General features: G+C 42.1%; 5 protein-coding genes. 4 read left to right on the plus strand and 1 reads right to left on the minus strand.

Annotated features, from left to right (window positions below; genetic code table 11):
* The first annotated feature begins 406 nt into the window (after positions 1–406).
* The 4 genes from IPZ60_RS13775 to IPZ60_RS13790 all read left to right on the plus strand — a co-directional run bounded on the left by IPZ60_RS13775 (position 407) and on the right by IPZ60_RS13790 (position 15839).
* Positions 407–1582, plus strand: coding sequence for a M20 aminoacylase family protein (locus IPZ60_RS13775; RefSeq protein ID WP_265087470.1), 1176 nt, complete (start codon positions 407–409; stop codon positions 1580–1582).
* 133 nt (positions 1583–1715) lie between these two features.
* Positions 1716–3029: a DUF3100 domain-containing protein gene (locus IPZ60_RS13780; RefSeq protein ID WP_194198295.1), complete on the plus strand. Its 1314-nt coding sequence runs from the start codon at positions 1716–1718 to the stop codon at positions 3027–3029.
* A 1401-nt stretch (positions 3030–4430) separates the two neighbouring features.
* The gene (locus tag IPZ60_RS13785) at positions 4431–5402 is read left to right on the plus strand and encodes an OmpA family protein (RefSeq protein WP_194198296.1); all 972 of its coding nucleotides are present in this window, start codon (positions 4431–4433) and stop codon (positions 5400–5402) included.
* A gap of 93 nt (positions 5403–5495) precedes the next feature.
* Positions 5496–15839 (plus strand): VCBS domain-containing protein, encoded by a 10344-nt coding sequence (locus IPZ60_RS13790; protein ID WP_194198297.1) that lies wholly within the window; start codon positions 5496–5498, stop codon positions 15837–15839.
* A 300-nt stretch (positions 15840–16139) separates the two neighbouring features.
* On the opposite strand, the gene IPZ60_RS13795 is transcribed toward IPZ60_RS13790, so the two are convergent.
* Positions 16140–16850: a hypothetical protein gene (locus IPZ60_RS13795; RefSeq protein ID WP_194198298.1), complete on the minus strand. Its 711-nt coding sequence runs from the start codon at positions 16848–16850 to the stop codon at positions 16140–16142.
* Positions 16851–16883: the final 33 nt, after the last annotated feature.

Genomic DNA, 16883 nt, shown 5'->3' on the forward strand with positions numbered 1-16883 from the left:
CATCAGCTAGTTAGAACCTTTTTAGTTAGAGCCCTTGAAGACATAACGATCGCTCTCAAGGGTTTCTAAATGAGTGATTAACAGGCAGTACAACGTCCAAGTTACTGGTTATTTGTTGACTATAAATCAGGCTAATACATTCACAGACGGGCATTTCGTCCAAAGTTTTGACAGTTAGGTTTCTCAATACGTGTAGATAGGCTAATATACTGTCTTTAGAAAAATCACAAAGCCACATCTATATCTGGTTATACAAAATAAGCCACTTTAAGTGGCTTATTTGTTTTTCTAAAAACGACTGCTAGGTCGCGTATGTTAGCAGTGGCTACTGCGATGTGAGAACAACAATAGCCTGCATCCGTTTTACATGGTTTTTATCAATAAATAATCTCGAAGGAGAGAGTCAATGTCAGTTTCAATGTCGGTTAATGACGCATTGCTGGACGAAGTCAAACAATGGCGTAAACAGATTCATAGTCAGCCTGAGCTCGGGTTTAAAGAATTCAAAACCTCGTCATTTATCGTTGATAAGTTACAGTCTTTTGGGATTGAGGTTCACCAAGGATTGGGTGGTACTGGCGTTGTCGGTACATTAAAAAATGGCACAGGACCTACCATTGGTATAAGAGCTGATATCGACGCTTTGCCCATCGAAGAGCAAAACGACGTTGAGCATAAGTCTACGCATGCAAACTGTATGCATGCCTGTGGTCATGATGGCCACACTTCAGTTCTACTAGGCACGGCTAAGTATCTGAGTGAGAGTAAGAATTTTAGCGGTACTATTCACTTAATTTTCCAACCTGCCGAAGAAGTCTTGGGCGGTGCCAAAGCCATGATTGATGATGGCTTATTTGATAAGTTCCCAATGGATGCTGTTTATGGGCTACATAACTGGCCGGGTCTGCCTGTGGGTCAAATCGCCGTGAATGACGGACCAATGATGGCGTCTTTTGATACGTTTGAAATTACACTAACCGGTAAAGGCACGCATGCTGCCATGCCGCATTTAGGCGCTGATCCTATTGCAGCGGGTGCCGCGCTCATTACGAATATTCAGTCGATTATATCGCGCCGCATATCACCATTACAGTCAGGCGTTATCAGTGTCACGCAGATGAATAGTGGGGACACCACCAATGTCATTCCTGATGTTGCGATTTTGAAAGGTACGGTACGTAGTTTTGATATGGATGTACGCCAGTCGCTACAGAGTTTGCTCACAGAAATGGTGATGACGTTGCCACCGTTATATGGCGTTACAGGCGAGATGGATTACCATATCCGCTATCCAGTGACTACCAATGACAGTCAGGCTTATCTTGAAATAAAAGAAGCTGCTACTAAAGCATTGGGTGCTGAGAATGTAAACACGGACGTAGAGCCTTCAATGGCTTCTGAAGATTTCTCATTCATGAGTCAAGTCGTAAAAGGCGCTTATTTTTGGTTGGGTGTTGATGGCAGTACGCCGTCCAAACCTCTGCATAATGCAGCCTATGATTTTAATGACGATGCTATTGAAACCGGTATAAAAGTTTGGGTGTCGCTAGTTGAGTCTGAATTACCGAAAACATCTGCATAAGAAAAACTTTATAAAAACTCTTGATGGACAGTTGCTTCATAAAAAGCGTCTTCGTAAAAAGCTTCTTCATAAAAAATCGCTTCAAAATTTGGACGATTAAAATATACAGTAATCATATACAAAGAGAATTGATATGAATAATAATAGCGTGTTGTCACCGACAATGACAAAGCACCTACTCGATTGGAAGCTACATTTATTGGTCATTGCTGTGTCATTACTGGCAGAATGGATCGGTATTATTAAGATTCCTATCGGCATTGGTATTTTGGTATTACTGCCTCTACTTTATGCTTTTATCTTTGCAATTCTACTCAACCCAAACGTCATTCCTTCTATGAAGGCGGTCATAACCAAAAAACGCGCCAAGTTTGCCAGTTATGCCATTCTTTTAAGTATCATGCCTTTTATTGCAAAGTTCGGTGTGGGTGTTGGTCCTAATATCAAAGAAATCATCGCAGCAGGTCCGGCATTACTATTACAGGAGCTGGGTAATGTAGCGACTGTACTGATTGCACTACCGGTTGCGGTATTGGTCTTTGGTATGGGAAGAGAGGCTATCGGTGCAACACACTCGGTCGCTCGTGAGCCTAACGTGGCATTGATTGCTGATAAATATGGTCTTCAAAGCGCCGAAGGTATCGGTGTGATGGGCGTCTATGTGATGGGTACTTTGTTTGGTGCCATTTACTTTTCATTGATGGCGGGCATCATTGCCTCTATGGACATCATGGATGTTCGAGCGCTCGCTATGGCTTGTGGTATTGGTAGTGGCAGTATGATGGGTGCGTGTTCTGCTGCGTTGGCAGAGACAGTGCCAGATCAAGCTGAGACCATTACAGCATTTGCCGCGACATCTAACTTATTGACCTATGCTACCGGACTATTCGTTAGTTTATTTGTCGCGCTACCTTTTACAGAGTTTTTATATAAGGTCGTTAGCAAATTCAAAAAGAACACTGCAGACGCTACTACCGATACAGATTTCGGTGCGGTTATGGAAGAGCCAGCAGTATTGTCGATGGGACAGACATTTATCTTGCTAGCCGTGATATGTGTGGTGCTGCTACTCAGTAACTGGGTAGGGCAAGGCGTTGATCCAATCGATGGGTTGCCTGCCATGCTGATTCTGTTTGCCTGCTGTGTGGTCGGCATATTACTCAAACGAGTCATCCCTTTCAACGTGCCTGCTATCGCATGGATATCGATTGTGGCTATCCTGATATCCTTGCCACAGTTTCCGTTTAACGCCTATGTGTTGGAAGAGACTGCAAAAATGGGTGTATTGCAATTACTGACACCAGTGCTTGCGTATGCTGGTTTTGCTATCTCACAAATGGAAGTGGATCTATTCAAAAAATCTGGATTTAAGATTGCAGTGGTTGCAATATTGACCTTTACAGGTACGTTCATCGGTTCGGCTATGATTGCACAAGTGATGCTGTAGTAAGTGCTCACTTTGAGGTCTGATATTGAGCCGACTATAGAGTAATCGTTTAAACTAAAAAAACCCGAGGATTTAATGAACTTAAATCTTCGGGTTTTTATTGAGTGGATAGTGAGTGTTCTTTAGTAGGCTAAATGAATATTACGATAGTATTCATGTATCTGACAATGTTATTCAGCAGTATTGGAAAGTTTGATTTATTATAATGACATAGGGTACTCACACTTATCGCATCATTGCTTTTTCACCACCTGAGTTTTTTCAGTAATTATGTGGTATTTCGAGTCAATATGATATGGCTTTATTCGCTTACGAGTTAATCTTGATTTAAGAGATTATCAATTAGTTACGTGCCTTATATAATAGGCCCTTTGCAACAGTACTACTTTATGCCTTCCGCTAACAAAATCATAAAAGTTAGTGATAATTTGATGCAAAAAACCAATACTAGATAGAATTTGAATGTAGTCGCTAGTAATCTAGGAGCTAAACTCCCATGAGTTTTCAGCGTTAAAATCGTAGCGTCTCTGTGAAGCGTTTGGTAAAATTTTAGGCTGAGATCTCAGTTCGTATAGTTATCAATATTAGTATGTATGTCAACCAAACTGTAGAGAAATAAGCATTCATTGTGCCTTAAAAAATTAAATATTAGCCCAAAAAACCTTTAATGCATATAACATCCTGTCCTATAAAAAGAACCGTATATCAGAGTAGCCTTACTTTTTATAAGTAGAAAGGGTATCTTATTAAGTATATAAACGAAAAAAATGGGCTTTAAAAATCGAACTATTCGATCTTATGACTATATTTTTATTCATGGACTTTGTCTCAATAAAGATTACTGGTAAAGAGGATGCTCTACATAAAAAAGGGCTATTTTCGCTTGATTACTTTGAGAAGGTTATTAATGATCACATGTTCTATGGTGGGTACAAGTACAAACTAAGCCTACACCTTAATAACAAATGTACACTCGTAATGAGTAACACAAGCTTCCACGAATGGATACAAAAGCTATCTCATAGACACGGATACAGTCTATTATTTCTACAATATTATCATCCTAAGCAAAACGCTTTTTCCTTGAGCAACACAAGAAGTTTATGCCTGAGCAAGAAAGAATATGCGCTATCGAAGCTTTTAAGCTAAAAATAATCTACCTAAGTAGTATTTTTGCTTATATTATTTTTACCTTAAGTTAACTATATTGTCCACAGGTGTGGATGCATAGAACAATAGTTTATTTAATCTATACTAGATGAAGTGTCTTTAGTCCCAGTCTATATTTTATTACTGTTACTGATATTTTTAATGTAGTATTTAAATAACTTTCACTTTAGGTTTTACTAAAAAATCTTTAATTATCAGATATTAAACAATATTACACGTTAGGAGTTTACCGTGAAAAAGGTACTGAGAAAAAACATTATTGCTATTGTCTTACCTATAACTTTATTTGGGGTATCTTCTTGCGCGATGATGGGCGGTATCGATAACGAAGGAGATACACGTCGTGTCGATGGTGTTATGTGGAGCAATCAAATAGATACAGATATTGATGACGTATTAGAAAAAGAAGTGGCTAACGATAAAACTCGTTTGGTATTCATCCGAAAAAATGATAATTACTCTGAACAAACCAGCGCCAATGTTTCAGTGAATAATAGATTTCAAGTCAGTTTACATGCAGACAACTATACGGTGGTTAATTCATGTGTTGGTATGAATCAGCTAAGTGCTCATGCAACGGGTTTCAAAAATAATAATTTATTAGCAGATAAGCAAGACTATGAGTTAACAGGTGGTCAAACTTACTTTTTTCATATTAGTATGAATGAGCAAGGGCAAAGTACGTTAGAGCAGATAACGCCTGAAAGTGCATTGCCACTCCTAGCGAACAAGCGTTATCAAAGTCATCAGATCAGTCGTGTTGTACCCAACTGCCCACTACCTGTAGCAGTGATACAACCTATCACTCCGCCGCCAGTTGTAGAGGTGCAAACGCCCGCTTTGATGGAGAAAATGACGATTGATCTTGAGGTGCTGTTCGAAACTGACAAGGCTGTTGTACGACCAGATTATTATTCAAAAATAACTGAAGTAGCCGAGTTCATGAAGCAGTATCCAAATACAGTGGTAACCATCGAAGGCCATACCGATAGTCGCGGTAAAGATGCTTATAACCAAGCCCTGTCTCAACGCCGAGTAAATGCAGTAAAAGAGGTGTTAATGACTGAATTTGGTGTGGCAGCTGATCGCCTCAGTGCGATCGGTTATGGAGAGTCACAACCACGAGCAAGCAATGATACCGTAGACGGTCGTCAACTTAATCGCCGGGTTGTTGCTGTGGTTGAAGAGCGCGTACGTAACTAATAATGGTATTACCCTTTGGCAACCAAACCTGCCTAATATGAATATATATCAATCTGTATTATTTGAATTAAAAAATCGAAGGTAAAAAAGCATATGAATACTATTATTGTTAAAACTAACGATGCGACTCAGACCATAGATCAAGTGCAAGTAGTGACTCAAGATGGTAAACCCACCATCATTACCGCTATGGATAAAGTAAATTACGAGTTTCATGATACTGCTATAGGCCGTGCGCCAAACCATATTATTACTAAGCGTCTAAAAAATGATTTACACGTCTCCTTTGAAGAAGATGGCGAAGAAAGCGATCTTATCATAGAAGGTTTCTATGATAACGAAGACAGCGCATTGCTTGGAATCGCTGAAGATGGAGAGTATTACTACTATATACCAGATACTGGTGAAACCTATGACTACGTGACGCAGTTAGAGGACGGTGCAGTCGAAGGACAGGCTTTGGGTGGCCAAGAGTATGCCGCTATCATACCGTGGTGGATACCTGCTGTTGCGGGTCTTGGGCTGGTAGGTTTAATCGCTGGTGGCAGTAGCAGTAGTAACGCTTCTGAGGACAATCCTCCAGTTGCTGAAGATGATACTGCCCAAGGTGAAACAGGTCAATCCGTTACCATTGATGTCGTAGCAAATGACAGCGATTCTGAAAATGATTTAGATCCAACCACTGTCAAGCTGATCGACCCTGTCACAGGCGACGAAGTTACCAATTTGGTGATTGATGGCGAAGGTGAGTGGAGCGTTGATGCTACTACTGGTGAAGTTACCTTCACACCAGAAACAGGTTTTACTGCTGATCCTACTCCTGTGAACTACATAGTCTCTGACCAAAGCGGTGAAAAATCAAACGAAGCAAGCATCACTGTTGACTACCCACAAAATCCTCCAGTTGCTGAAGATGATACTGCCCAAGGTGAAACAGGTCAACCCGTTACCATTGACGTTGTAGCAAATGACAGCGACTCTGAAAATGATTTAGATCCAACCAGCGTCAAACTGATTGACCCTGTCACAGGCGACGAAGTCACCAACTTAGTGATTGATGGCGAAGGTGAGTGGAGCGTTGATGCTACTACTGGTAAAGTTACGTTTACGCCGGAAAGTGGTTTCATAAATGATCCTACTCCTGTGAACTACGTGGTCTCTGACAAAAATGGTGAACAATCAGACGAAGCAAGTATCACTGTTGACTACCCGTTGATAGTAAGTATTACGGGCACAGAAAATTTGAACGAAACTGCTATTAATGGTAGTCCGAATGAAGCGATATATACGATCAACCTTAGTAAACCAAGCAGTGAAGACACTGTAGTTACAGTTACTATTGGCGGCGGTAGCACCGAAGGTAGCGAAGACTATACTGCTCCAGTGACTAAGACAGTAACTATTCCAGCTGGTCAGACCTCAGTAGATTTCACAGTTCCAATTGTTGATGATAGTATTTTTGAAGGACCTGAAGACTTCGATGTAACTGTAAGTGCTGTGACCTCAGGTACAGCGACCATCGGTCCAACAAATAATGTGAATACTACCATTTATGATGATGGTACTACTGACGGCACGACGCCTGTTGATCCTAATAACCCGATAGTGGGTGGTGATAAGCCTGTGGTCGGTATTGTAGCAACGAAACCGGAAGCTGTTGAAGGCGAGACTGATAACGACACCTTGGAATTCACCGTCTCTCAAAATAACCTGAGTGACTTTGATACTACTGTCGACGTCACCTTGAACACAGGTAACAGTAAAATAGATGCCGCTGACATCGACAGCATTGTTTATATTGATACAGATGGTACTGAAATCACTTTGAGCAGCCAAGCTGACATTCAAGATTTCTTAGACAATGGCGTTAGCGTCAAGATACCAGCAGGTAGTACTGCAGCCCCAGTCATCACTATTAACGTGGCTGATGATGCTATTTACGAGCAGTCAGAAGACCTTACACTTAATATCAGTAATCCAACCAACGCCACTGTCGGACCTGTCAATAGTGCCACTGGTACGATTTCGGATGAAGACAATGGTGATACAACTGACGGCAGCATCACCGATGGTGACAAGCCAGTGGTCAGCATTGTCGCCACCACACCTGAAGCCACCGAAGGCGCAGCCGACAACACTTTAGCGTTCACCATCTCTCAAGACAACGTCAGCAACTTTGACACCGAGGTTAGTGTCTCTCTTGGCACGAACAATGCCATAGTAGCCGCCGACATTGATCAAATCTCTTACACCGTTGATGGTGGTGTTGATGTGGTCATCACANACCCTGCAGAGATTGCCGACTTCTTAGCCAGTGGCACCGTGACCATACCAGCGGGCAGCACCTTTACTCCTGTGATCACTGTCACCGCGAAAGATGATGACATCTTCGAGAACAGCGAAGACCTAGTATTAGACATCAGTACCGATGCCAACGTTGCCAGCGTCAGCCCGACAGAGGGTAGTGCCACTGGTACGATTTCGGATGAAGACAATGGTGATACAACTGACGGCAGCATCACCGATGGTGATAAGCCGACGGTTACGGTATATAGTGCCTCCGTTACAGAAGGCGATGATTTGGTTCATACCGTCACCGTGAATGGCGTGACCGAGACTCCTGTTACCTATCCCTTTAGCTTAACAAACGGCAGCACCAATCCTGCTGAAGCGGGAACTGACTACAGCACCAATCCTGCTGACATCGTCTTTAGTAAGGGCGTCACTTATGACTCATCAACTGGCACCATCACTGTACCAGCAGGGGTCACCGACTTTACCGTCACTTATCCAACGTCAGATGACAATATCCTTGAGAATGATGAAACCACTACCTTGACCATTGGTAATGACAGTGGCACTGGCACCATCTTAAATGATGACGTTGCGCCAACTATTGAAATCGTAAACGAAGATGCAGCAGTGACACCAGCCGATAACAGCGTAACCGAAGGTACAGTCACTCCAATCACTGGCACCATTAACATCACCAACCCACAAAGCGTCACAACACTGACAGTGGATGGTTTTGATGTAACAAATGCGACGTCAACTACGCCCGTTATTATACCTAATGGTATCTATGGCGCATTAGTCATCACTAATTACGATGCCACAACAGGTGAACTGACTTATTCTTATACAGAAAATAATGATCCAAAAAATCATAACTCTGCTGGCGATAATATAGTAGATACGTTCACAGTAGCGCTAACGGATACCATTGGCGGCACAAAAAACGAGACACTCGATATTCAAATTATCGATACCGCACCGACTGCCAAGGCAGACACCAACGCCATCACTGAAGATGTAGGTGTAGACCCTATATCGGGCAAAATCACGGCAACAGGTAACGTACTGACTGCTAATAATGCAGCTGCCACAGATGTTGCCGACACACTAGGCGCAGATGCAACCACCGTAACCGCAGTAACAGGCACAGCTGCGGGTATAATAGGCGGCGATACAACAGGCGATTATGGCACACTAAAGCTAAATGAAGATGGCACCTATACTTACGAGGTTGATAATACTGCGCCGGATGTACAGTCTCTCGCTAAAGGTCAGCCCGTTAATGATGTCTTTACTTACACCATTACCGATGCTGATGGCGATATCAGTAGCACCACGCTCACCATCACTATTACGGGCACCAATGACCAACCAACTATCACCAACGTTGCTGGCGTCATCGAAACAGTGGCCATAACAGAGCAGACTGATAAAACTGATATTACGCAAACGGGTAATATCAGTTTTGCTGATACGGATAGTACTGATGTTTTAACATTGAGCTATGTTGAAGATTCAAATACATATGACTTCACAGGTAATAGCGCTTTAACCTCTTTAACAGATCCTCAGCAAACAGCATTAGAGGATCTATTCTCAATCAACCAAACTGATAATACTGGCACTTGGAAAATCACAGCCGCGTCCAATGCGATTGATTTTATCCCTGCTGGCGAAACCATCACTATTCGTTATGCCGTACAAGTTGACGATAATGAAGGAGTAACTGCAGCTGCTGATGGTAACGAGCTTAGTGCTAGTGAAATCCGTTATGTTGAAGTGACCATCACCGGTACTGATGATGGTATCGCGCTTGTAGATGATATTAATAGTACCGATGAAGACAACACATTATCAGTGTCGATCGCCGATGGGGTTTTTGCAAACGATGCAGACCCTGATGTCGGAGAAACCTTAACCGTAGAGAGTTATATTATTGATGGTATGACAGGTACCTTTAACGCAGGTGATGTTACTAACGTTACTATAGACGGCGTGATTATTGGTAAGCTGACCATAAATACGAAAGGCAGCTATACCTTTGAGCCTGCGGCAAACTTTAGTGGCACAGTGCCAGAGATTACCATTACGGTAAATAATGGCAATAATCCGACAACGCCACAGAAAGGTACTGAAAAGTTAACCATCACCGTCAATCCCGTATCTGACGCTCCTGGCTTAATCGCTGCCAATACTATCAGTACAAATGAAGACACCACAGTAGCATTAGGTTCACAAGCGCGTATAAACGCGGGCCTAACAGGCGGTCTATCAGCGCCCACCATAACTGATAAGACGGACCTTGATACTTCTAATACGAGTAATGATACTCCTGAGCGTATCGGATTGGTCAGCCTGACTGGTTTCCGTACTGGTACAGTCCTAGATTATGGTGGTGCAAGTCCTATTACTATCACTAGTAATAACCAAACAGTTCTAATCGAACTTAGCAATGTACCTACCATTAATAGTATAGGCTCTGCTACCGCCACCATGACCAAAGAGCAGTTTGAGTCGATGACGCTTACCCCGCGTGCAGATGATGCCACTAACATGAGTATCAAGATGTCGGTGACAGAATATGAGGTGGATAGTACAGGTACTATTGTGTCAGGAGTGGCTGGGGCAGAAAGTACCGTCACTGTTGATATTGACGTGCAAGCCGTGACAGATACCAGTGATAACAACCAAAGTGGCGATAATTTCAGTGAGTTTGGCTATCAGTCGGGTGCAGCAAACGTAGCTGGAGATACCTTAACTGTCACCGTCAATGAAGGTGAGTTTATAGATTTACCAATCACTACCACCTTTGGTGATTTAGCAGGGAGTGCTGCTAATGGCAGTAGAGAAACCTATGGTTTTGTGATTAACGGCCTTATTAAGGGTACCGTGATTGAATTTACCGCGGCAGATGGCACGGTATCAGAACATACCGCTGATGATTCTGGTAACGTACTCATCGGTATTGATGCTGGATTGACAGACGCTGATTTATTGGTTAATGGTGGCTCAGAACCCAAGATTCGTATTCAAACCAACGAGTTCAACTCACAAGATATGAATGGCATTACCGTATCGTTATATACCCAAGACAATGATGCTGACTCTACTGGTACTATTTTGCCAGTAGAGATCGATACCGTTAATGTTAATCTGACCGTTGATGCAGTTGCGGGTCAAGTGACTGCTAATAATGTTAGCACTACTGAAGATAATGCCATTACACTTGATGAGTTTGGCTTTACCGTATTGGATACTCAAGATGGTGCTGGTGCAGAAACTATCACTCAAATTCAGTTTGAACTGCCAGCAGGTTGGACATTTACAGATAATACTGGTGCAGCAACAGAAGCTGGTGGTATCGTAACTATTGATATGACTGGTTCACCTAACTTAAGTCAGATTACGCTCACGCCGCCTGCTCAGTCTTCAACCGACGCTAACTTTACCTTTACTGTGACCACATCAGATCCTGATGATAATACTGGTACAGCAGTTACAGGTACAGCGGAATTAACCCAAAAAGTAACCGTTACACCAGTTGCTGAAACGACTGATACTGGTGTTACTATCAATCCAGACTATACGTACACAACAGATGCGGCAGAAGACACCGCCTTTAATTTGGGTACTGATGGTACGTTGTTTAATCTAATAGATGGCTGGATTAACCCAGATGACACATCTGATTTCGGCGAAGAAAGCCATACCGATGCCTTTAATGATTCTGAAGAAACCTATGCGCATTTAACCTTTGGTAGCAGAGACAGTAATGATGTGTTTACCGCGACTGAAGGTGCAGTCTTTACCTATAACGATGGTACACAGGATATTAGTCTGACTGATAGTGGTAGCGGTGTGGATATTCCAGCAGCTTATCTTGATACAGTCACTGTCACTCCGCCAGCAGACTATAGTGACTTTAATCTTGATGCTGGCTCAAGCACGGTCGTCAAGGTAGAAGCCAAAACCATCGATTATGATGAAGATGGTGGTGCTAGTGTGACGGCAACCAGTGGTGAGAGTTATCTAACCTTTGCGGTTAAAGGGGTTGCTGACCCAGTCACATTGGGTGTTGACCCAGCATATGGTAATGAAGATCAAGCATTAGCTGACAACGGTAATGGTGGTAATGGTAATAACCGTGATGGATCGTCAGATGCAGTAATTAATCCTGCTCTTGGCATTGAGCTAAACATCCGTCCAAGTTCACGTGATAATGAGGGTTCTGAGAAATACGAGGTTAAAATATCTGATATTCCAGTAGGAGCAAAGCTTTATATATATGATGAGCTTAGTGATACTTACGCTTTACATTATGAAAATACAGGTTCAACTCTCGGCAGTACAACCATACCTGACTATAAGGACGTAGATGGCTTGTACTTTGTTCCTACTGAAAACTTTAGCGGTACGATACCGCTTATAGTTCAGGCAAAAAGCATTGAAAACGATGGTAGTGAAACCGCATTTACTCCGGATCCAGGACTAACATTACCCGTTAAAATTGCTGGCAAAGCCGATCTTATCTTAAATGATGATCTGGAAACTGAAGAGGCAACGATAGTTGATAGCGATGGGGATTCTATTACTAAGGACTACACTTATGTGGGCGTCGAGGATGCTAATGATAACAATATAGCGTTAGTAGAGTTTTTCGCTAACCCTACCAGTATTGCTGCTTATGATGGCGATGCTCCGGCTGCTGAGCAGGTCACTTATAAAGTAACAGGGCTACCTGCAGGGTTCGATATTACAGGAGCCGTGTTCTTAGGTGGTAGTGGTGAGACGCGTAGCTGGTCTGTGTCTTTAGAGTCACTTCAAAATGGTGCTGCAAAATTGGTAACGCCTGATAATTTCTCTGGTGAAGTTGGTTTTACTATTACAGGAACGACTACTGAAACAGTATCAGGTAATAGTGTTACCCATACTCCTAAAGACGTATCTATTCTAATCACGCCTGATGCTGCTGATGGAGTCGTCAATAATCCGCAAGTGGTAGCGGTCGAAGATGAGTGGACGACGATAGACTTTAACGCTGCTTTTAAAACTACGGATGCATCTACAGGCGATGAAGTACTTGATACAATTACTTTAAACCCTGCTGACTTAGGGAACGTGTTATTACTTGTTAATGGTACTGCCTATACATCTGGCGACTACACCTTTAATGCCAGCGATATAATCGAAGTAAAATACAATAGCGCTAACGAACATAGTGATGTTCCTTTTGATATTGGGTTTAATTATACGTATCTCGACACCGTGTCATTAGCCGATAATGCCACGATTAGCGAGTCTAAGACCGGCAATGCAACCGTAAATGTGACTTTCAAAGCAGTGACTGATCAACCGACCATAGAATTAATAGATGAAGCCACTGCGGACAATACTATTAATAACAATGGCTTAGACGATACAGCTTCTGTCACTGTTTCTATATCCTCACCAGATAAAGACGGCTCAGAGAGCTTTACGCGTCTAGAAGTTAGTAATGTTCCTAATGGTATCATCGTACAAGGTGGCATCTTATCAGGTGGCGTCTGGTATATCGATGTGCCACCTGAAGCCATTACTACAGGTGATAACCCTACCTATGAGCTGGTCTTAGAGCGTGATGGGTCAACGATTAATATTCCAACAGGTCCTTTTGGTATTAAGGTGACAGTCGTAACCCAAGATATCAATAACCCTCAAAGTATCAACGGCGCCGAAGCAACAGCCAGTGATATTTTTGAAGTTGTCTTAACGCGTAGTAATACTGAAGGTGAAGACCCTGAACTAGTAAAGCTTGTCAATACGTTGACGGTCAATACATTGATAGCAGACGAAGGAATACCATTTAACTTGGGAGCACTGTTAGATGCCACACTTGATGATACCAATGCAGCCAGCGTCGTTTCTTATAGTTTCTCGCTGACTGATGTACCAGAGGGTACTACTATCACTAGTGATAATAGTAATGTGAGCGTGCAACAAATTGCTGGGCAATATATTATCAGTGTCAGCGACGCTAGTAACCTCACACCTGAAGCAGCACTTAATGCGATAACGGTGACACCGCCAGTAGACTTCAGTACCAATGTGTCTGGTGGCAGTCAAGACTTTGGCTTTGATGTGACCTTTACTGCTTTGGACAATGCAAACCGTGAAGACGCTTTGCCAGCAACTAGCGTCAGTATAGTAGTGGCACCAGAGACTGACGCGTTTGATAATAATGGTCAGACTTCAGTCGTTTCAACCGATGAAGATATAGCAGTGGATATTGTCATTGATCTTACCAACAGTGCGGATGGTGACTATGTGTCTCTGGTCAATGGCAAGCTCTACATTGAAGTAGTTGAGTCTAACCTATTCACAGGTACTGGGCCTGCTGGAATGTTGACTGATGCCAATGGTAACTCTCTAAATGAGGTCACATTAGGTGATAATGAGGTTGGTACTATTCCTGCTGGAACTTATTATGAGCTAGAGGTTGGTACTAATCCTCCCGATAGCATCACTGTCAAATACACTCCCGCTAAAAACGCCGATGGTAGCGCGAGCATTATTGTAAATGCTGCTCATAAAGAAGTGACTAATGTTTCTGGAGTTAATGATGGTGACATCTTAACTTATCAGCACAGCTATGATATTACTGTCATTGCGCAGTCAGATGCACTAGCTATTGTGGATAGAGATGATGGTGATTTAACTGTAACAGCAACTGGTGAGGAAGATACCTTAATTGCCATACCTTATCAGATAGATTATATAGATAATATAGGTGAAGGGGACTATCCAGCTGCTATCAGCCTAGATAATGTACCTGATGGTTATTTAGTTTCGTATATTAGTGGCAAAGATGGAGATGACAACCCTATATATACATTGGCTAGCAACAATGGTGGTGGCTTAAACGGTAATTTATGGACAATCGATGCAACTAACATTGACACATCTTTTGAAGACAATATCTTTATCCAAGCGCCTGAGAACGTCAGTGGTACTGTTGCAGGTATTGAGGTGAAAGTCGTTAGTGATAGCGGCTTAGTTAGTGCCCCACTTAAAGTGACGCTTGATGTGACACCTATCGCGGATGAAGTTGTATTTAATCCATCGACTTTATTAGGCTCACAAGGTAAATGGGCCTCACTGAATCTGAATGCTGCCATGGTAGATGTGGATGGTAGTGAAACGGTCAGTATTATCGTATCTGGTGATGAATTGTATGGTGATGTACTAGAACTCACGACCAGCGATGGCACTGCGCTTGATGTAAAATGGACGGCGCCTAGTGGAACAGAGCCAGGATTTTATGTCATATCAGGTGTTCCAGTTGAAAGTTTAAATAGCTTGCGTGTGAAATCAGCGACCTCTTATATTGGGGATTTGGATATCAAATTGCAAACAGTCGAAACTGCGAATGAAAATAGTACCTTTACTACAGAAGTAGGCAAGATCAGTATTGATGTAAAACCGACCTTGGTGTTCAATGGTACTGATGCTGATGATGAACTGATTTCAGTGAACCAAACCTCTGCGCTTAAATACTCTGGTGGTGCTGGTAATGATACCTTTATAGGTGGTAGTGGTAATGACACCTTTAATGGCGATGCTGGAAATGATACTTTGATCGGTAATGCAGGTAAGGATATTATCAACGGTGGAGCAGGCAACGATACGATTAGTGGTGGAGCGGGTAACGACACGATCAATGGTGGCGCCGATGACGATACGATAGATGGCGGTACTGGTGCCGATACGATAAATGGTGGAACTGGTAACGACACGATAGTGTTTGATGCTGCTGACTTAGTTATTAATGGTGGCGACGGCAATGATACACTCTTGATTACTGATACCAGTATAGATTTTGGTAGCTTTAACTCATCAGTGCTTGATAACTTTGAAGTTTTTGATATGACAGACGGTAGTGCTCAGTCGTTAACCAATTTGAGCACTAGTGATGTCATTAACGTAACCGATAGCAATAATAAATTGTTTATTAATGGTGATGATAATGGTGATCAAGTATCACTAACATCGGAATTTGCGAAGCAGCAAACATCGGATCAAACGGGATATGATCTCTATCAAAGTACGACAGATTCAAGTGTGGTGCTATATATTGATACAGATATCACTACGACGGTAATCTAGTTGCGCTGATTAATGGGCAATTGTTTTAATACCTATCCGTTAAATAGTTGTAAAAAAGCCATAATTTATTATGGCTTTTTTATTAGGAGGTATTGAACTTTTGCTTATGGTGTTAGGACATGTCTCCGGTTTTAACATGATGATAAGATTTTGGTCATTTTTAGCCCATTTAGATGACTAACTATTGAACTGAAGAAATAGCCTAATAGAGTCTGTTTTTTAGGCGATCCACAATGTAAGTAGGAAGTTCAGTTATCTAAGCGGCTGCCTTTGAAATAGACACTGGCTCATTAGATCTTATTATTCATTATTGAGTGATTTGATAGGCGTAATAGGGTAGTCGTTATTAGTTGATAAAGGTGCTTCTTCTTTTGGTACAGATGAGATGGGTGCCGTTTTTTCGACAGATCTAAGTGTAGATTGCGTATCTGATAGAGTTGTTTGCTGCTGTTCAATCTGCTGCTGATTGCGCTTTTTAACCTCATCAATGAGTTTTGAAAGTTGTTCACTATCCTTGTCGATATCCTCGTCTAACTGTTCGTATTCTTTGGTTTTTTTGAGCCTATATTCAGGTAGTGATGAGTTATCATTGATGGACAAATCTGTGTGTATTGCTTTATCGTCGTTGGAAGGCTTTGCTGTAGTGCTGTCTAGCGCTGCTGTATTTTTCGACGGTGACTTTTGATTTATAATAGGTGTCTGACTGACCGTTTTTAATTGGTTAGTCTGTGTACTATCATTAGTTGGTACTTCTGCTTTGGTCGTTAGTCCTGTTACATCGCTAGGTGTTTTTGGCTTGGTTTCTGTTATGATAACAGCAGGTAATGGTTGCTCGTCATTTCTAGACAATTGCTCTGACTGTGGACTTTCTTCGTTACGAAAGACCGAAAAATAAATAATGGCTACTACCAAAACATGTAGCAATATCGCTAAGAAAATAGCAATTATTGACTGGTTGTTGGTTCTTGTCGGCTTTTTTATAGGCGGACTGGGTGGTAGAGGTTGAGCCATGTGATTGATCCCTCAGTTCGTTTTGATTTTGTA

The organism is Psychrobacter sp. NG25, from assembly GCF_015234355.1.
In the GTDB taxonomy this organism is placed as follows: domain Bacteria; phylum Pseudomonadota; class Gammaproteobacteria; order Pseudomonadales; family Moraxellaceae; genus Psychrobacter.